The sequence below is a fragment of the Serinicoccus profundi genome (assembly GCF_008001015.1).
Taxonomy (GTDB): Bacteria; Actinomycetota; Actinomycetes; order Actinomycetales; family Dermatophilaceae; genus Ornithinicoccus; species Ornithinicoccus profundi.
On the sequence record NZ_CP042862.1, the window covers coordinates 41,011 to 58,401 of the forward strand.

The 17,391-nt window shown below is 73.1% G+C and carries 16 protein-coding genes and 1 tRNA gene; 6 read left to right on the forward strand and 11 right to left on the reverse strand.

Features of this window, described 5'->3' with window-relative positions:
• Nucleotides 1–37: 37 nt before the first annotated feature.
• The 3 genes from FA582_RS17335 to FA582_RS00170 all read right to left on the reverse strand — a co-directional run bounded on the left by FA582_RS17335 (nt 38) and on the right by FA582_RS00170 (nt 3,389).
• Nucleotides 38–1,309 carry an acyltransferase family protein gene (locus tag FA582_RS17335; protein ID WP_147899696.1) on the reverse strand — a complete coding sequence of 424 codons (1,272 nt, stop codon included), beginning with the start codon at nt 1,307–1,309 and terminating at the stop codon, nt 38–40.
• On the reverse strand, nt 1,297–2,283 hold the full coding sequence (locus FA582_RS17340; protein ID WP_275100831.1) for an acyltransferase family protein: 987 nt from the start codon (nt 2,281–2,283) through the stop codon (nt 1,297–1,299). The genes FA582_RS17335 and FA582_RS17340 overlap by 13 nt, the downstream gene beginning before the upstream one ends.
• A gap of 167 nt (nt 2,284–2,450) precedes the next feature.
• On the reverse strand, nt 2,451–3,389 hold the full coding sequence (locus FA582_RS00170; RefSeq protein WP_147899697.1) for a hypothetical protein: 939 nt from the start codon (nt 3,387–3,389) through the stop codon (nt 2,451–2,453).
• 577 nt (nt 3,390–3,966) lie between these two features.
• Here FA582_RS00170 and FA582_RS00175 point away from each other — a divergent pair.
• Nucleotides 3,967–4,485 (forward strand): peptidylprolyl isomerase, encoded by a 519-nt coding sequence (locus FA582_RS00175; RefSeq protein WP_010147358.1) that lies wholly within the window; start codon nt 3,967–3,969, stop codon nt 4,483–4,485.
• 22 nt (nt 4,486–4,507) lie between these two features.
• Entirely contained in the window at nt 4,508–5,434 is a 927-nt protein-coding gene (locus FA582_RS00180) for a rhomboid family intramembrane serine protease (RefSeq protein WP_141567585.1), read from the forward strand.
• A 76-nt stretch (nt 5,435–5,510) separates the two neighbouring features.
• Here the strand turns inward: FA582_RS00180 and FA582_RS16490 are convergent, their stop codons facing one another.
• Nucleotides 5,511–5,774 (reverse strand): cell division protein CrgA, encoded by a 264-nt coding sequence (locus tag FA582_RS16490; protein ID WP_010147356.1) that lies wholly within the window; start codon nt 5,772–5,774, stop codon nt 5,511–5,513.
• A 55-nt stretch (nt 5,775–5,829) separates the two neighbouring features.
• Between FA582_RS16490 and FA582_RS00190 the strand changes: the two genes are divergently transcribed.
• Nucleotides 5,830–6,576 carry a DUF881 domain-containing protein gene (locus FA582_RS00190; protein WP_010147355.1) on the forward strand — a complete coding sequence of 249 codons (747 nt, stop codon included), beginning with the start codon at nt 5,830–5,832 and terminating at the stop codon, nt 6,574–6,576.
• 39 nt (nt 6,577–6,615) lie between these two features.
• On the opposite strand, the gene pknB is transcribed toward FA582_RS00190, so the two are convergent.
• Genes pknB through FA582_RS00220 form a run of 6 tightly spaced genes read right to left on the reverse strand, consistent with a single transcriptional unit; the run spans nt 6,616 to nt 14,374 of the window.
• Complete coding sequence (gene pknB, locus FA582_RS00195) at nt 6,616–8,718, reverse strand: Stk1 family PASTA domain-containing Ser/Thr kinase (protein WP_010147354.1); 2,103 nt, start codon at nt 8,716–8,718, stop codon at nt 6,616–6,618.
• Complete coding sequence (locus FA582_RS00200) at nt 8,715–10,172, reverse strand: peptidoglycan D,D-transpeptidase FtsI family protein (protein WP_010147353.1); 1,458 nt, start codon at nt 10,170–10,172, stop codon at nt 8,715–8,717. The genes pknB and FA582_RS00200 overlap by 4 nt, the downstream gene beginning before the upstream one ends.
• Nucleotides 10,169–11,566: an FtsW/RodA/SpoVE family cell cycle protein gene (locus tag FA582_RS00205; RefSeq protein ID WP_010147352.1), complete on the reverse strand. Its 1,398-nt coding sequence runs from the start codon at nt 11,564–11,566 to the stop codon at nt 10,169–10,171. Before FA582_RS00205 ends, FA582_RS00200 begins: the two co-directional genes overlap by 4 nt.
• Nucleotides 11,557–13,035, reverse strand: a complete 1,479-nt coding sequence (locus FA582_RS00210) for a PP2C family protein-serine/threonine phosphatase (RefSeq protein WP_010147351.1) — start codon at nt 13,033–13,035, stop codon at nt 11,557–11,559. Before FA582_RS00210 ends, FA582_RS00205 begins: the two co-directional genes overlap by 10 nt.
• Before the next feature lie 2 nt (nt 13,036–13,037).
• A complete protein-coding gene (locus FA582_RS00215) occupies nt 13,038–13,505 on the reverse strand; it encodes an FHA domain-containing protein FhaB/FipA (protein WP_010147350.1) in 468 nt (155 codons plus the stop codon).
• A complete protein-coding gene (locus tag FA582_RS00220; RefSeq protein WP_010147349.1) occupies nt 13,505–14,374 on the reverse strand; it encodes an FhaA domain-containing protein in 870 nt (289 codons plus the stop codon). Before FA582_RS00220 ends, FA582_RS00215 begins: the two co-directional genes overlap by 1 nt.
• Nucleotides 14,375–14,579: 205 nt before the next feature.
• Here FA582_RS00220 and FA582_RS00225 point away from each other — a divergent pair.
• Nucleotides 14,580–14,662, forward strand: a tRNA-Leu gene (locus FA582_RS00225).
• Between the two features lie 223 nt (nt 14,663–14,885).
• Nucleotides 14,886–15,146: a DUF2630 family protein gene (locus FA582_RS00230; protein WP_147899698.1), complete on the forward strand. Its 261-nt coding sequence runs from the start codon at nt 14,886–14,888 to the stop codon at nt 15,144–15,146.
• A gap of 40 nt (nt 15,147–15,186) precedes the next feature.
• Here the strand turns inward: FA582_RS00230 and FA582_RS00235 are convergent, their stop codons facing one another.
• Nucleotides 15,187–16,413 (reverse strand): metal-dependent hydrolase family protein, encoded by a 1,227-nt coding sequence (locus FA582_RS00235; protein WP_010147346.1) that lies wholly within the window; start codon nt 16,411–16,413, stop codon nt 15,187–15,189.
• 74 nt (nt 16,414–16,487) lie between these two features.
• Here FA582_RS00235 and FA582_RS00240 point away from each other — a divergent pair, with 74 nt between their 5' ends.
• Entirely contained in the window at nt 16,488–17,369 is an 882-nt protein-coding gene (locus FA582_RS00240; RefSeq protein WP_158640839.1) for a MurR/RpiR family transcriptional regulator, read from the forward strand.
• Nucleotides 17,370–17,391: the final 22 nt, after the last annotated feature.

A 17,391-nucleotide genomic window follows, 5' to 3' on the forward strand; every position in this document is an offset into this window, starting at 1 on the left:
AGCCTGCCACATCCGGGCGCCCCGCGGGGAGTGTGACTCAGCCGCGGCGGGCGAGCTCGTCGAAGGCGCGCGCCACGACCTCGGCATAGAGGTGCATGCCGTCGATGTCGGGATGCACCTTGTCGCTCTGCAGGGTCTCCGGGCGCTGGCTGACCGTGGCGTTCCAGTCGCCCACGACCGCGTGCGGGTAGTCGGCGACGACCTGCCGGATGGTCTCGTTGGAGTCCTCGGTGAAGGAGGCCTGGACGTAGAGGTCCATGACCACGACGTTGCGCTCGGGGCCCAGCTCGTCGAGCACGGCGCGCAGCGCCTCCTCGTCGACCCCGGCGTTGGTGCCGAGGTGCAGCACGACGTTGTCGCGCACGGTGCCGGCCTCGATGGCCTCGGAGACGCGCTGCGTCGCATCGCCCCACTGCCGGTTGGACTCGGCGACGTAGGCGGTGTCGGGGAAGCGGTAGCTCAGCCCGTCGGCGCTGGTGACGATGAGCGAGTCGCCGATGGCGGTGAGGTCGGAGCCGGAGGGCACGAGCAGCCCGTCGGCGTCCTCGGCGTAGGTGCTGCCGTTGACCTCGACGTCCCCGGGCGCCGGCGCCTCCTCGGCGTCGTCCTGCGCCTCGCCGGCGGTCTCCTCGCCGTCGCTCGACTCCTCGTCGGCGGTCTCCGCGCTGGCGGACTCCTCCGCACCCTGGTCGGCCACCTGCTCGGCAGGGGCGCTGCCGAGTGCGGCGCCGAGCCCGCTGGCCTGCTGCCCCGCCGAGGTCACGTCGTCGGCGGGGGTGGTGTCGTCGGCCGCGCCGTCGATCCGGGTCTGGGACTCCTCGATCTGCCGCTGCGTGGCCGACTTCTCCGGCGCGGTGACCAGCGCCACCACGGTGGCGACGAGCAGGAGGGCCAGGCCGGCGGCGACGAGGCGCGGGGCCCGGCTGCGGTGCCAGCCACCGGTGAACCAGCCGACGGTGTCGCGGATGCTGGCGCGGATCCCGCGGCGCCGCACCGGCACCTCCAGGAGCCGCCAGGAGAGCTCGGCGAGGACCAGGGTGATGAGCAGCGCGGTGAGCAGGACGGCGGTGCCGCGGGCGGTGCCGACGGCATACGGCACGATCGCCCCGGCGAGGACGAGCACCGGCCAGTGCCAGAGGTAGATGCCGTAGGAGCGCTGACCCAGCCAGGCCAGCGGGCGCAGCGACATGAGCCGCCGCCACGGCGAGGGCGCCTCGAGCAGCCCGGCGATGAGGACGACGGTCGCGGCGCAGGCCAGCGCGATGCCCCCGCGGAAGGTCAGCGCGGAGTCCTCGCTCAACCACCGCATGAGCGCGGCCAGGGTGAGCAGCGCCCCGAGGACGCCCAGCCCCGGACCCGGCGCCAGCGGCGCGTGCGCAGCCCTGCGCGACCCACCGGGTCGGCCCAGGCGAGCGCGAGCGCGGCGCCCCCCATGAGGCCCATGAGGTGGGTGTCGGTGCCGTAGTAGACGCGGGTGGCATCCACGCCCGGGGCGAACATCGTCGCCATGAGCACCGTGGAGACGAGCCCGAGCAGCACGACCGCGCCGACCCGGTGGCGGGTCGTCGGGGCCAGGGCGAGCAGGGCGACGAGCGCCAGCGGCCAGAGGAGGTAGAACTGCTCCTCGACCGCGAGGCTCCAGAAGTTGACGAAGAGGATGGGGCTGGTGCTGTGGAAGTAGCTCGCGCCGGCGGCGATCTCCAGCCAGTTGCTCGTGAAGGTCAGGGCGCCCAGGGTCTGGCGACCGATGCCGACGAGGAGGTCGCCGCCCACCAGGCGTGCCGCCGCGACGCTCACCAGGACGACCACGGCCAGCGGCGGCAGCAACCGTCGCGCCCGCCGGCGCCAGAAGGTCGGCAGGTCGACCCGACCGGTGGCGTCCACCTCACGCAGCAGCAGCGTGGTGATGAGGAACCCGCTGACGACGAAGAAGACGTCGACGCCGAGGAACCCCCCGGGCAGCGCGGTCGGGACGAAGTGGAAGGTCAGGACGGCGAGGATCGCCAGGGCGCGCAGGCCGTCGAGGCCGGGGATGTGACCCGGACGCGGGTCGACGTCGCGGGGTCCGCGTCCGCCGCGGCGCGGGCGTCGGGGGGTGCTGGGGGCCCCGAGGACGTCCCCCGGTGCCGAGGTATGCCGCGGCGCGGCCACGGTGCGCGAGCGCGGCGACCCGGGGTCGACCAGGGCGCGCTCACCACCCGGTGCAGGGGCGGGGGCCGGGGAACTGCTCCGGGGGGCCGGGTGGGAGGCGGGCAGCGACATGCGCCGTGCCACCTCCTTCATCGACCTGATCGGGGACGCTGCCGCCCAATCTAGGTGCGACGTCCTCGCAGGTCGGGGACGGTCGGCGGTGTGTCGTCACCGGAGTCTCACCGACCCGGCCCCGGACGCACCCGAGGCGCCCACCCGCATTGGGTGGACGCCTCGTGAGCGGTGCGGTGGAGCCGGGGTCAGACCCGCCGGGGCGTGTCGTCCTCGCCGTCCTCGTCCGCCGCGTGCGGGAGGGCGTGGTGCTCGCGGGAGCGGGCCGCCTCGATCTCCTCGGTCGGCGACTCGCCCGTGCCCTGCTCCGCGACGGGAGACGGGGTGTCGGTGCCGAGGTCGTCGATCTGCTCGGTGTCGAGCATCCGCGGGGAGCCGTCGCCGGCCGACGAGGGGGCCACGGCGCCGCCCTCCTCGCGATCGGCGGTGCGGCGGTCGTCCCGGGTGACGTCGGTGCCGTGCTCGCCGGTCGGGGAGGTCTGGTGGGCGGACGTGTCGTGGGTGACGCGCTCCTCACCGTGCTCGCCGTGCGTGTCCTGAGCGTCGTTGCTCATGGTCTTCTCCGTGGGGGTGGTGGTGGACCCGACCCCACCCACCGCGGCGGTGGTCGTCGCCGGAGCGGCGCTCACCGAGGAGGTGGAGGTGGTCGAGGTACTCGCGGCCCACGGGTCCCGCTTGTCCTTGCTGGCCCACGGGTCGGCGGCCGGCTGGCTCTGCTGCTGGGCGAGCCACCAGGCCAGCCCGGCACCCGCGGCGGCGAGCAGGCCGAGTGTGATGAGCACCCCGCCCTTGCGACCCTTGGCCTTGGGCGCACCCGTGACCGCAGCCACGACGCCCTCGTCCTGGGCGAGGAGTCGGTCCTTGCCGGTCTGGACGTCACCGAGCATCTGCTGGATCTTGGGCAGCAGCTCCTCGTTGATGAGGTCGCGCACGTGGTCGACGGCAGGACCCACCCCGGCGACGCCCTCCTGGGCGCGCGGGACGGCCGCGTCGATGCCGTGGTCGACCCCGGACACCGCGCGGTCGCGCGTCGCCGCGGCCAGACCGGCGAGCGCCGCGGCGCCTGCCCCGGCCTTGGCGGCGGCCGACTCGGCGAGCGGGCCGGCGTCGTGGGCACGCTCACGCACCGCGTCGGCGGCGTGGGCCCCGTGGTCGCGCAGGGCGTCACGCTGGTGGCGCAGGGCCTCCGCGGCGGGGCGCTCTGGGCGCGGGCGTCGTCGGCGAGACGGGCGGCCCGGGCGCTGGCCATGCCGCCCAGCGCGGCGGCCCGGCCCCCGGCCTTGTCGCTCTGCTTCTCGAGGGCGGATCGGCTGTGCTTCCTCGCCTTGCCGGCGGCCCCCTTGGCCTTGGTCGCCGCCTTGGCGGCAGACGAGCGGTCCTTGCTGGCGGCCTTGAGCGCCTTGGCGCGGGCCTTCTGTGCGTGCTTGCGGCCGGACCTGTCGTCCTGCGGCGCGGTCACCTCGGCGAGGGTGGCCAGGAATGCGGCACCCAGGTTGCGGGCGCCCGAGGCGGCGCTGGCTCCGGCCTCGGTGGCGTCCTGCCGGGCACGGGTGGCCTGGGCGGCGGCCCGCTCGGCATCGGTCTTGAAGAACACGTGCTGTCCCTCCTGTTGTCGGTCTGGGCCCATCCTGCCCTGTCCGGCCCCCGAACTCCACCTCACCCGCCACGCGCGCGAGGGCGGAGCGACCGTGCGAAACTTGGGGTATGAACGTCACGCTGCACACCAACCACGGCGACATCGCGGTCGTGCTCTTCGAGCACGCGGCCCCCAAGACGGTCGCCAACTTCACCGGGCTGGCCACGGGCGAGAAGGAGTACTCCGACGACGCGGGTCGCACCAACCCGCAGCCGTTCTACGACGGCCTGGCCTTCCACCGCATCATCCCCGGCTTCATGATCCAGGGTGGCTGCCCGCTGGGCGAGGGCTTCGGCGGCCCCGGCTTCACCTTCGACGACGAGATCAGCCCCGACCACAACTTCACCCAGCCCTACATGCTCGCCATGGCCAACGCCGGCAAGCGCATGGGCAAGGGCACCAACGGCTCGCAGTTCTTCATCACCGTGGAGCCGACCACGTGGCTGCAGGGCAAGCACACGATCTTCGGCGAGGTGGCCGACCAGGCCTCCCGCGACGTCGTCGACGCGATCGCCGCCGTGCCGACCGGTGCCGGTGACAAGCCGGTCGAGCCGGTCGTCATCGAGCGCGTCAGCGTCGAGGGCTGAGCCCCCGAGGCCGGGTGACGTGGTGAGCGGACCGACGCCGGGCACCCCGTCCGCCCCACCGGGCGGCGACGGGCCGGCCGGCGGTGCGCCCGTCTGCCCACGGCACCCCGACCGCACGAGCTACATCCGCTGTCAGCGGTGCGAGCGCCCCACCTGCCCGGACTGCCAGCGTCCCGCGGCCGTCGGCATCCAGTGCGTCGACTGCGTCGCGCAGGGCGCCCGCTCCGCGCCGGTGGCGCGCACCCGCTTCGGCGCCCCCGTGCGCCAGGGCCGCCCCGTCGTCACCTGGACCCTCATGGGGTTGTGCGCACTGGTGTATGCCGGTCAGCTCGCCAACCCTCTGGTCACCCGGGAGCTGGCCTTCGTCGGCGTCCTCGCCGGGGTGGAGCCGTGGCGGCTCCTCAGCGCGGCCTTCGTGCACTCGCCGTCGAGCCTGCTGCACATCGGCTTCAACCTCTACATCCTCTTCTTCATCGGGCCGGTGCTCGAGCAGTCGCTGGGGCGCGCACGCTTCGTCTCGGCCTACCTGCTCAGCGCGATCGGGGGCTCGGTCGGCGTGCTCGTGCTGGCCCCGCCCGATCCGGGGTGGTACGTCCCCGTCGTCGGCGCCTCCGGCGCGATCTTCGGGTTGCTGTTCATCTACGTCGTGCTCGCCTGGCGGCGGGGCGGGGTGCCGACCGGGATGCTCGTCATGATCGGCATCAACCTGGCGCTGCCCTTCTTCGTCGGCGGCATCGCCTGGCAGGCGCACATCGGTGGGGCCGTCACCGGCGCCGCCATCGGCGGGCTCATGCTGCTGACCTCCGCGCCCGGGCGCTCCACCGAGGCGACGCGGCGCCGCGCGCTCGCCTGGCCCGCCCTCGCAGGGGTCTTCGTCGTGCTCCTGCTGCTGGCCGGGCTGCGGCTCTGGCAGGTCATGGGGCCGACGGCCGTCGGCCTGTCGGGCTGACCCGGCCGATCCCCCGTCGCTCGACCGGAGTTACACGGGTGTCGTTATCCCCATCGTGGGGACAACCTGTGGACAACTAGCGCCACTGGGTGGCCATGGCGAAGCCCGCCATGATGAGCCCCATCCCGATCCCGAGGTTCCAGTAGCGGATCGACTCGATGGGCCACTGACCACCGGTGATGTAGAACACGGCGACCCACAGGACCCCGACGATCATCAGGGCGCACATCACCGGGACGAACCACGAGGGGTTGCTCGGCAGGCTCTGGGTCTGGGGCGTCGTCTGGCTGGTGCTCTGGGCGCGCTTGCGCGCGCCCTCTCGGCCTCGAGACTCGGGCACGTCGTCTCCTTCGTGGTGGGAGTGGTCAGGATATACGCCCGATAGTGTGGGGGGTATGGGTGATGAGCCGAGCGGCGTGACCGCGCCCCGCGCGAGGGTGCGGACCGCCGGGGTGACGGTGATCTGCCTGGCGGCCGGGTTGCTCTTCGGCACGAGCGCCTCGCTGGCGCGCGAGGGCCGCGCCGAGCCCGCCGACCTCGTCGATCTCATCACCCAGCGCGACGGCCAGGTGCGCGACCTCACCGAGCAGGCCGACGACCTCACCCGCGAGGTGGACCGCCTGCGGGCCGACCAGGAGACGAGCGCGGCCGCGGTCGACGGGCGCCGCGCGGAGGAGCTCGCGCTGGGGGTGGGCGCCGCGGCGGTGACCGGCCCGGCCGTGAGCGTCACCCTCGACGACGCTGGCTACAGCCTCGACACCCTGCCCGAGGGCTACTCCGTCGACGACGTGGTCGTCCACCAGCAGGACCTCCAGGGCGTCGTCAACGCCCTCTGGGCCGGGGGCGCCGAGGCGATCATGGTGCAGGACCAGCGCATCGTCGCCACGAGCGCGGTCCAGTGCGTCGGCAACACCCTCTACCTCCAGGGCCGCGTCTACTCCCCGCCCTACACCGTCACCGCCGTCGGGGACCCGGAGGCGCTGCACGCCGCGCTCGCCGCGGACCCGGTCGTCGCGACCTACCGCGACTGGGCGGACGCCGTCGGTCTCGGGTATGCCGTCGCCGACCTCGGGGAGACCGAGCTCCCGGCATACTCCGGTCAGGTCCGTCCCCAGCACGCCCAGGTGGTCGACTCCAGCTGACCGCGGGACCACCCGGACGTCGACGACGGCCGGGGCGGGCTACTCCGTCGGCTCCTCCGAAGGGGGCGGCGGCTCCACCGGCGGGCCGGGGTCGGTCGGCTCCGGCGAGGTCGGTGCCGGGGGCACGGTGGGCTCCTCCGTCGGCTCCTCCGTGGGAGTCTCCGTCGGCTCCTCGGTCGGGGTCTCCGTGGGCTCCTCGGTGGGCTCGGGCTCCTGCGTCGGCGTGGGGCTGGGGGTGACCGTCACCGACTCGGTGATGACCTCGGTGGCGGTCTGCACGGGCTCGGCGGCGACGACCAGCTCGATCTCGGTGCCCTGCTCGACGACGTCGCCCGCCTCCACGGACTGCTCGAGCACGGTCCCCGGGTCCGCCTCGGCGGTCCGGCGGGTCGTGATCTGCCAGGTGAGGTTCTGCTCGTCGAGGAGGAGCACGGCGGCGTTCTGGTCCTGTCCCACCACATCGGGGACCTCGACCTCCCCGCTGGAGATGGTGAGGACGATCGGCTCGTCCGGCGGGACCTCATCGCCTTCAGCGGGGTCGCTGGAGACGACCTGGCCGCCCTCCCAGTCCGGGTCGTCGGTCTGTCTCGCCTCGCCCTGGACGTTGGTGAAACCCTCGCGCTCGAGCAGGTCCCGCGCCGCCTGCTCCTCCATCCCCTGCAAGCGAGGGATCTCCTGCGCCTGCGGGCCGGCGGAGACGATGAGCTCGATCTCCTCACCGCGCGGCGCCTCGCCCCCGGGTGGGTCCTGCTCGATGACGATGCCCGTCTCCTCGTCGCTGTTGCGCTGCACGACGTCCTCGGCGACGGTGAAGCCGGCCGCGGTGAGGGTGGTCCGGGCCTCCGCCTCGGTGCTCCCCACGGTGCTCGGGACCACGATCATCTCGGGTCCCTCCTCGCCGTTCGGGCCCATGACCTGCAGGAGCACCCAGGCGACACCGGCCAGCGCGAGCACGGCCATGGCGCCGAGCAGCAGTGCTGCGCCGGGGTGGCGACGCTCGCGGACCGGCAGCTCGTCGGTCCGCTCGTAGCGGTCGTCCTCCTCGGTGCGCGGGAAGATGCCCGTGGGCTCGTCGGGGTAGTCCTGCGGCTCCCGCATCCCCGAGCCCGCGGCCGGCACCGCCTGCGTGGCGGCGCCCGACCGGTCCGCCGCGGCGGCAGCGGCTGCAGCCGCCCCGGCACCGGCGGCCCCGAGGCCGAGGATCCGCTGGTAGGTCGACTCCGCGGCGCCGGAGACGGGCTCGTCGGCGCGCGCGGCGTTGAGGTCGGCCCGGAAGGCGCCGGCGTCCTGGTAGCGCTCCTCGGGCTTCTTCTCCAGCGCGTGCAGGGTGATGGCGTCCAGCGCCTGCGGCAGGCGCGCCGCGTGGGTGGAGGGCGCCTTGGGGGCCTCGCCGAGGTGCTGGTAGACGAGCGAGACCGGGTCGCCCTGGAAGGGGGTGCGACCGGTGAGCAGCTCGTAGAGCAGGCAGCCGACGGAGTAGAGGTCGGAGCGGCCGTCGACGTCCAGACCCTGTGCCTGCTCCGGGGAGAGGTAGCGCGCGGTGCCCATGACGGCCTGCGTCTGGGTCATCGTGGCAGCGGTGTCGGCGATCGCCCGGGCGATGCCGAAGTCCATGACCTTGACGGCCCCGGTCTCGGTGACCATGACGTTGGCGGGCTTGATGTCGCGGTGCACGAGGCCGCGGTCGTGGGCATACTCCAGCGCCGCGAGCACGGCCGCGGTGATCCGCGCGGCCTCGTCGGGGTCGAGGGTGCGCTCCTCGTTGAGCAGCTCGCGCAGGGTCTTGCCCTCGACGAGCTCCATGACGATGTAGGGCACCTGCACGTCGGCCCCGCCGGACTCGGTGACGGGCTCCTCGCCGGAGTCGAAGACCCCGACGATCGCGGGGTGCGACAGGCCGGCGGCGGACTGCGCCTCGCGACGGAAGCGGGCGAGGAAGGAGGAGTCGCGGGCGAGGTCGGTGCGCAGCACCTTGATGGCGACCGGGCGACCCAGGCGCAGGTCGTGGCCGAGGTGGACATCGGCCATCCCTCCGCGCCCGATGAGCTCGCCGAGCTCGTAGCGACCACCCAGCACCCGCTCCGGTGGGGCGGGGTGCTCGGGGCGCGGCGTGGCCTCGGTGGGGTCGCGGTCGCTGGTCATCGTTGCACTCCTGCGTCGAGCATGGCTCTGGCGATCGGCGCGGCGATCTGACCGCCCGTCTCGCCGGCCCAGTTGTCGGTCGCCGACTCCACGATCACGGCGACGGCGATCTGCGGGTCGTCGGCGGGCGCGAAGCCGGTGAACCAGGCGTGCGCCGCGCCGCTGTTGCCATACTCCGCGGTGCCCGTCTTGCCCGCCACCTGAACCTCCGGCAGGGCGGCGCCCTGGCCCGAACCCTGCTCGACGACGAGCTCCATCATGGCGGTGAGGTCGGTGGCAGTCTCGCTGGAGATGGCCCGCGAGCGGGAGCGCGGCTCCGCGGACTCGATGACCTCGAGGTCGGAGTTGCGCACCTCCTCGACGAGGTAGGGGCTCATCGTCACCCCGTCGTTGGCGATCGCGGCCGAGATCATCGCGACCTGCATCGGGGTCTCCCGCACCTCGAACTGACCGATCCCGGTGAGGGCGAGCTGGGCGTCGTCCATCTCCTCGGGGTAGATCGAGGGGGTGACGCTCATCGGGACCTCGAGCGGCTCACCGAAGCCGAAGGCCTCCGCCTGCTCGCGGATCGCGTCGGCGCCGAGCTCGCCGGCCAGCCACGCGAAGGAGGTGTTGCACGAGACCTGGACCGACTCCGCCAGCGTCGGGGTGTCCTCGGGGTCGCAGGCGGCGCCGCCGAAGTTGGGCAGCGTGGTCTCCGTGCCGGGGAGGGTATAGGTCAGCCCGCCCTCGAGCTCGGTGTCCGGCTCGTACTGCCCCGACTCCAGGGCGGCGGCCGCCAGGACCAGCTTGAAGGTCGAGCCGGGTGGGTAGAGGTCGCCGGCGATGGCCCGGTTGGTCAGGGGCTGGGCGGGGTCCTCGGTGAGCGCGACGTAGGCCTCGTCGACGGCGTTGAGCTGGTGGCTGGACAGGGCGTTGGGGTCGAAGCTCGGGCGGCTCACCATGGCCAGGATCTGCCCGGTCTGCGGGTCCAGCGCCACCGCGGCCCCGCGCCGGTCGCCGAGGGCCTCCACGGCGGCCGCCTGGACCTGCGGGTCGATGGTCAGCTCGATGCTGGCCCCCGAGGCGGGCTTGCCGGTGACGACGTCGGACAGGCGCTGGTAGAAGAGGCTGTCGTCGGTGCCGGCGAGCAGCGAGTCCTCCGCGCGCTCGAGCCCCAGCCCGGCGCCGTAGGTGAAGGAGTAGTAGCCGGTGAGGTGGGCATACCTCGAGGGTTGCTGGTAGCGGCGCAGCCACTCCAGCTCGTCGTCGGTCGGCTCGGAGGCGGCGATGGGGGTGCCGTCGACGAGGATGGCGCCGCGGTCGCGGCTGTAGTTCTCGATGAGGGTGCGGCGGTTGCCGGCGCGGTCGCGCAGGTCCTCGGCCTGGACGAACTGGATCCACGTGGTCGACAGCAGCAGCGCCGTGAACATCGCGAAGACGACGAGGGCGAGCCGGCGGATGGGGGTGTTCATGCGCGGGCCTCCTCGCGCTCGGCGGCGTCGATGCTCGGGTCCTGACGGCGCTCGGAGATGGGCCGCCTCGCGGCGTCGCTGACGCGCAGCAGCAACGCGACGATGATCCAGTTGGCGAGCAGCGAGGAGCCGCCCGCGGAGAGGAAGGGGGTGGTCAGACCGGTGAGCGGGATGACCCGGGTGATCCCGCCGACGATGACGAAGACCTGCAGCGCCACGGTGAAGGACAGGCCGACGGCCAGGAGCTTGCCGAAGCCGTCGCGGGAGCCGATCGCGGTGCGCAGACCGCGCTCGACGAGCAGGGCGTAGAGCATGAGGAGGGCGAAGAGGCCCACCATGCCGAGCTCCTCGCCGAAGCTGGCGACGATGTAGTCGCTGTTGGCGTAGTAGGTGATGTAGGGATAGCCGTTGCCGAGCCCGGCGCCGAAGATGCCACCGTGGGCCAGGCCCATCAACCCCTTGGCCACCTGGTCGGACTGCTCGGGCGCGAAGGGGTCGAGCCACAGCGTGACCCGGCTCTGGACGTGGGAGAAGAGGCGCCACGCGAGCAGGCAGCCGCCGACGAAGAGGCTCAGCCCGATGATGATCCAGCTGGTCCGCTCGGTCGCGACGTAGAGCACCGCGACGAAGAGGCCGAAGAAGAGCAGCGAGGACCCGAGGTCGCGCTGCAGCACGAGGATGAGGACCGAGAGCCCCCAGGCGACGAGGATCGGCCCCAGGTCGCGGGCCCGCGGCAGCTGCAGCCCGAGGACCCGGCGGCCCACCAGCGACAGGGCGTCGCGCGTCGACACGAGGTAGCCGGCGAAGAAGACGGCCACCGCGATCTTGGCCAGCTCGCCGGGCTGGAAGCTGAACGGCCCGATCCGGATCCACAGCCGCGAGCCGTTCACCGTCTGCCCGATGACCGGGAGCATCGGCAGCAGCAGCAGGACGAAGCCGAGGGCCATGGCGATGTAGGTGAAGCGGCGCAGGACGCGGTGGTCGCGCAGCACGAGCAGCACCACGGCGGCCATGACCATCGCCAGTGCGGTCCACATGAGCTGCCGGCTGGCCACGCCGGAGGTGCCGAGCTGGCCCGGCACGAGGTCGATCCGGTGGATCATCACCAGCCCCAGCCCGTTGAGCAGCGTCGCGAGCGGGAGGAGGAGGGGATCGGCATACCTCGCGCGACGGCGGAGCACGACGTGCAGCCCCAGCCCGAGCGCCGCGAACCCACCGACGTGCCACCACACGTCGGCCGGCAGCTCGCCGACCGCCGTGACGTTGACGGTGATGTAGGACAGGGTGACGATCCCGAGGGCCAGCAGGAGCAGCAGCAGCTCGATGGTGCGGCCGCTGCGGACCTTGAGACTGGTGACGGTCGAGGGGGTCGGGCTGGTCGCGGTCACGGGCATCCCTCCGGCCAGACCACCGTCGCGACCGGGTCGTCCTCGGCACCGGTCGGCGCGGTGGCGGACCCGGAGTCGGCCCCGCCGAGGGTGCCGCTGCCGAGGTCGAGGGACTCCTGGAGCACCTCTCCCACGGGGGAGGTGGGGCCCGCGCCCGCGGTGCCGGTGGCCTCCGCCAGGCTGTCGGCCGTCGTCGTCGCCATGTCGTCCGGGACCTGCGTCGTCGCGCTCCCGTCGGGCAGGACGACGGTGGGGACGCAGGCCGCGGGCGTGAGCGCCCGCAGGTCCTCGACGATGCGGTCGGCACCGGCGCGACCGTCGGCGGACAGCGTGCCCCGGACGCGGGCCTGGTAGTAGTCGGGCAGGTCCTCCACGGGCACGTCGGTCTGCTCCTCGGCGGTGGACAGGGTCAGCGGGCCGAGGTCCTGGGAGATGCCGCGGTAGACCGTCACCATCCCGTCCTGCTCGCCGACGAAGTACTGCTGCTGGCTCCACGTCCACGTCGCCCAGACGCCTGCGACGAGCACGGCGGCGATGGCGATGGCCAGCCCGGTGCGGCGCGCCCAGCGCACCCACGGCCGGGTCTGCTCCTCGGCCAGGACGGGCACCTCGGGGACGGGCGCGGTGCCCGCGGCCTCGCGGGAGAGGGCCGCGGCCTTCTCGGCGGGGCTGAGGTGACTGAGCGGCTGGGTGCCGCGGCGCTCGCTGGCGGCACCGACGACCTGCGGCTTGCTCGTGCCCTCACCCGGCGAGACGGCGTCGGCGACGACGACGGTGACGTTGTCGCGGGTGGAGGCGCGCAGGGCGGTGTGCACGAGGGCGTCCGCGGCCTGGCCCGGGGTGCGGCCCGGCTCGGCGAGGATCTCGGTGACGACCTCGGTGGAGACGTAGTCGGTCAGGCCGTCGCTGCAGATGAGGACCCGGTCGCCCTGACGCAGCTCGCGCAGCGAGAGGTCGGGGTGGTCCTCGGGACGGCCGGTGAAGACCCGGGTCACGAGCGAGCGCTGCGGGTGGTGCTGGGCCTCCTCCTTGCTGATCCGGCCCTCGTCCAGCAGCTTCTGCACGAAGGAGTGGTCGGTGGTGATCTGGGTCAGTCGGCCACCGCGCAGGAGGTAGGCGCGGGAGTCACCGATGTTGGCGACGGCGAGCTTGGTGTCGACCCGGAGCATCGCGATGCAGGTGGTGCCCATGCCGTCGGAGTCGGGGTAGACCTCCATGACGTCGGCGAGCCGGTTGTTGGCCTCCTCGAGCGCGTGCTCCAGGATGTCGAGGGCGTCGTCGGCCCCGTGCGACTCTCCGTCCAGGTGCACCAGCTCGCCGACGACGAGGGAGGAGGCGACATCCCCCGCGGCGTGCCCGCCCATGCCGTCGCACAGCACGAGCAGCTCGGGCCCGGCATACGCCGAGTCCTCGTTGCGGGACTTGCTGCCGAGGCCGATGTTGGTGCGCGCGGCGTAGCGCAGGGCGAGGGCCATGGTCAGCGACGCAGCTCGAGGACGGTCTGACCGATCCGGATCTGCGCGCCCGGGTCGAGACGGGCGCCGGTGCCGATCCGCTGGCCGTTGACCTCGGTGCCGTTGGTCGAGCCGAGATCGTCGGCGTACCACGCGTCGGAGCCGGGGTAGATGCGCAGGTGCCGGCCCGAGGCGTAGTCGTCGGTGAGGACGAGGGAGCACTCGGGGTTGCGTCCGACGAGGACGCCGGCGTCGTGCAGCGGCACCGACGTGCCGCGCAGCCGACCTTCGGTGACGACGAGGTGGGTGGGGGTGTTGCGGCGCTGCTTGCGGTCCGTGCGCGACTCCGGCTTGCGGGTCGGGCCGGCGTTGCGGGTGAGGACCCGGGTGCCGTAGAGGTCGCCACGCAGCGCGCCGACGACGGCGACGACGAAGGCCCACAGCAGCACGACCACGCCCAGGCGGAGCAGGTTGAGGGTCAGCTCACCCATCAACCCTCCAGCTGGACCGTGATGTGGGTGCGTCCCAGCGTGATGCGGTCACCGGTGCGCAGCTCCTCGCTGCCGACCTGCTCACCGTTGAGGAAGGTGCCGTTGGTGGAGTTGAGGTCGCGCAGGATGACCTGCAGGTGCGGCCCGTCGTGGGAGATGCGGATCTCGGCGTGCCGACGGGAGGCCCCGGGGTCGTCCACGACGACGGTGCACTCCTCGCCGCGCCCCAGGGTGGTGACGGCCGCCGTCAGCGGCACGTGACGCCCGTCGATCGTCAGTGACGGGCCGGACCGGCGGCTGCGCTGACGCTCCGGGGTCGGACGCCGGTATGCCGCGTCGTCGTCCTCGTCGGGGCGGGGTTCGCGAGCGCGGCGCTCTGCGGCGGCCGCTCGGGCGGCCTCCGCCTCCTCGCGCTCCCGCGCGGCCCTGCGGGCGTCCCGCTCCTGCTGCGCCTGGGCGAACTCGCGGGCGTCACCACGCTGCTGGCCACCCTGCCGGCCGTCCTTGGCTGCGGGGCGCACGCGAAAGATGCCGGTCTCCAGCTCCTCGCCGTTGACGAGGCGGACCTCGAAGGGGCCGGGAGCGACATACCGCTGCGCGTCGGCGTGGTCCTCGGCGGCGGCGACGAGCTCGTCGGTGAGGGCGTGCTCGTAGGAGGCGAGCCGCTCGTAGTCGGACTCGGCGAGCTCGATGGTGAAGACGTTGGGGACCATGGTGCGACCCGGGCCCAGGACGGCGGCGCGGTCGTCCATGGCGCCGCGCATCGCCGAGGCGATCTCGACCGGCTGGACCTCGGCCTTGAAGACGCGCGCGAACGGCTGCTTCACGGCACGCTCGAGACCACGCTCGAGCTTGTCGAAGACTCCCACGCCACCTCTCCTCTGTGCATCGGGGGCCGGATCTGGCCGTCTCGATGGTATCTGTCGAGGGTGGGAGGACCCTGGAGGCGCAGGGGTGGGCGTGGGAGACGGGAGGCGGATCTCCGAGGGATCCGTCAGGTGCCGGCCGTCGCGGGCAGCCGTCGCGCGAGATGTGGGGACGCGGCGGGGGTCGTGCTAATCTTGCTCGGCACTCGCGCGAGTGGCGGAACGGCAGACGCGCTGGCTTCAGGTGCCAGTGTCCGAAAGGGCGTGGGGGTTCAAATCCCCCCTCGCGCACAGATGGCCTCCTCGGAGGTCAGCCCAGACCCCCGGACTTCGGTCCGGGGGTTTTGCGTTGTCCGGCCCCGCCTCTGACCCGAAGTGACCACGGCCTAGCACGACCTTCATCGGGAAGAACGCCGATGAAGGTCGACCCAAGGTGACCGCACTCCCCTGGCGGTGCTCCCGGCGATCCGCCGTCGGCGGGAGGTCATCTTCGTCGAGGACGACTGAGCGCCGTGTGTCACGATGCGGCCATGGACGAGACCAGCATCCACCAGCACATCACCGACCTCGTGGCGACCGAGCGCTCGCTGCGCGACCAGCTCGGGCGGGGGGGAGATCACGGCCGAGGAGGAGCACCAGCGTCGCCCAGGTCGAGGGCGAGCTGGACCGGCTCTGGGACCTGCTGCGGCAGCGCGCGGCCAAGCGCGAGTTCGGGGAGGACCCGGACGACGCGCGCGAGCGCTCGGCGGACACCGTGGAGCACTACCGCAACTAGGCCCCGGCGCGTGCGGACCGCCGCCGTGACGCCGCTGCGCTCAGCCCTCGTGCGCCACCGCGCCGCGCTGGAGCACCAGGCGCAGGTGCGTCTGCGGGTCGGCGAGCACCCCGGCGTCCTCCAGCGGGTTGGCGCCGAGCACGAGCAGGTCGGCGGCGGCTCCCGGTGCCACGACGCCGAGCTCCCCGGTCCGCCCCAGGAGGTCGGCGCCCACGAGGGTGGCCGAGTGCAGGATCTCCTGCGCGGACTGGATCTGCGCCCGGATGGCGAACTCCTGGCTCTGGTGGCGGTGCATGCTGCCCAGCAGGTCGGTGCCGAGGGCGATCCTGACCCCGCCCTTGGTCGCGAGGTCCAGGGCGTGCAGCCCGGCCTCGAGCACGTCGCCGACCTTGGCCTGGCTGGCCTCGGGCAGGCCCGCCTCGGCGCCCTCCTTGCGGAGGAACTCATAGGTCACCAGCGTCGGCACGAGGAAGGCGTCGTGCTCCCGGAAGAGGGTGACGCTGGACTCGTCGATGAGGTTGCCGTGCTCGATGCAGCGCAGACCGAGCTCCAGCCCGCGGTTCACCGCCCGGGCGGTGTAGGCGTGCCCGGTGACGTAGCGGTTGGCGTTGGAGGCCTCCTCCACCACGGCCTTGATCTCCTCGATGGAGAACTGCAGCGAGTCCACCCGGTCGGTCGGGGACGCCACGCCCCCGGAGAGCATGATCTTGACGTGGTCGGCCCCGGTGCGCAGCTGCTCGCGGGCCGCCCGCCGCACGGCGTCGACCCCGTCGCAGACGGTGCCGATGTTGGGGCAGCAGACGTGGTGGTCGATGACCTGGCGGCCGGCGCTGCGCAGGTCCGCGTGCCCGCCGCTCGGCGAGAGCGCCTTGCCGCCGAAGAAGACCTGAGGACCGGCCCACAGCCCGTCGGCGAGGGCAGCAGCCACGCCGTAGTCGGCCCCGCCGACGTCCCGCACCGAGGTGAAGCCGCGCCCCAGCATGCCGCGCAGGATCCCCTGGGTCTGCGCTGCGACGTAGTAGGGCGAGTACTCCGCCTGGGCGCCGAGATCGGCCGTGCCCGCGGTGACGTGGACGTGCGCGTCGATGAGCCCGGGGCTGATGAAGCAGCCGCCGGCGTCGATCGTCGTGGCCGACTGCGGGACCGTCAGCGACTCGCCGACCTCCTGGATGACGCCGTCGCTGATGAGCACGTCGGCGGGCCGCGCCTCCCCCGCCGCCACGTCGCAGACGGATCCACCCTGCAGGACCACCGTGTCAGAAGCCATTATCGATCTCCTCTCGCGTCCAGATATGGCTCACTGTCGCACATACCAGCAAGGAGTGTTGCAGAATGGGTGGTGTGACGGAGTCCGATCTTCCTCCGTGGGTGCGCAGCCGGCTCTCGGGGCGGGCGCCCGGGCGGGGCGTGACGGAGGTGCTGCGGGCCCTGGGCTCGCACCCCCGGCAGATGTCGTACGCCTCGGCCCAGCAGGCCGGGGAGATCGCCGGGGTCAACGCCGCCACCGTCGTGCGCGCGGCCCAGCAGATCGGGTTCACCGGGTGGCCGCCGCTGCGTGCGGAGGTCCGCTCCCGCTACCTCTCCCTGCTCTCCGCCTCCCAGGTCCTCGAGGAGCACGGCGAGGCCGAGGGGGTCGGCGAGGCGACCCTGCACCAGGACCTGCACAACCTGCGCGACCTGGCCGCGCTCATCGACGAGGACCAGCTCACGAGGGTGGCCGACATCATCATCGGGGCGCGCACCACGCTCGTCCTCGGATCCGGCAGTTTCGCCGGGCCGGGCCTGCAGCTGGCCCACCTGGCCCAGACGATCGGGCACGACGTGCGGCTCGAGCGCGCGGGCGGCACGGCCCTGCTCAACTCCTTCTCCCTGCTGCGCGAGGGTGACGCGCTCGTCATCTTCCACCTCTGGCGCACCCCCGGCGACCTGCTGCAGATCGCCGGGCTCGCCCGCGAGCGCGGGCTGCGCCTCATCGTCATCGGCGACCACGCCCGCCCGGGGATGACGAGCCTCGCCGACGAGCTCGTCCTTGTCCCCAGCGAGGGGGCCAGCATGTTCCCCTCGCTCGTGCCGACCGTCACCGTGGTGCAGGCGATCATCGCCGCGATCGTCGCCGCCGGCCCGGCCGCCGCGTCGACGGCCGCTGACGCATCCGACGACCTCTGGCGGACCTTCCGGATCTTCCCCACCGACAAGGACGGATTCCTCCCAGAAGTGCAATAACTATTGCATCCAGGTCCCCCAG

Bases quoted from the DNA above. Each gene is read 5' to 3' on its own strand.
- FA582_RS17335 (WP_147899696.1), bottom strand. From the start codon at position 1,309: ATGCGGTGGTTGAGCGAGGACTCCGCGCTGACCTTCCGCGGGGGCATC.
- FA582_RS00175 (WP_010147358.1), top strand. From the start codon at position 3,967: ATGAACGTCACGCTGCACACCAACCACGGCGACATCGCGGTCGTGCTC.
- pknB (WP_010147354.1), bottom strand. From the start codon at position 8,718: ATGACCAGCGACCGCGACCCCACCGAGGCCACGCCGCGCCCCGAGCAC.
- FA582_RS00215 (WP_010147350.1), bottom strand. From the start codon at position 13,505: ATGGGTGAGCTGACCCTCAACCTGCTCCGCCTGGGCGTGGTCGTGCTG.
- FA582_RS00205 (WP_010147352.1), bottom strand. From the start codon at position 11,566: ATGCCCGTGACCGCGACCAGCCCGACCCCCTCGACCGTCACCAGTCTC.
- FA582_RS00235 (WP_010147346.1), bottom strand. From the start codon at position 16,413: ATGGCTTCTGACACGGTGGTCCTGCAGGGTGGATCCGTCTGCGACGTG.
- FA582_RS00190 (WP_010147355.1), top strand. From the start codon at position 5,830: ATGGGTGATGAGCCGAGCGGCGTGACCGCGCCCCGCGCGAGGGTGCGG.
- FA582_RS00210 (WP_010147351.1), bottom strand. From the start codon at position 13,035: ATGGCCCTCGCCCTGCGCTACGCCGCGCGCACCAACATCGGCCTCGGC.
- FA582_RS00200 (WP_010147353.1), bottom strand. From the start codon at position 10,172: ATGAACACCCCCATCCGCCGGCTCGCCCTCGTCGTCTTCGCGATGTTC.
- FA582_RS17340 (WP_275100831.1), bottom strand. From the start codon at position 2,283: ATGAAGGAGGTGGCACGGCGCATGTCGCTGCCCGCCTCCCACCCGGCC.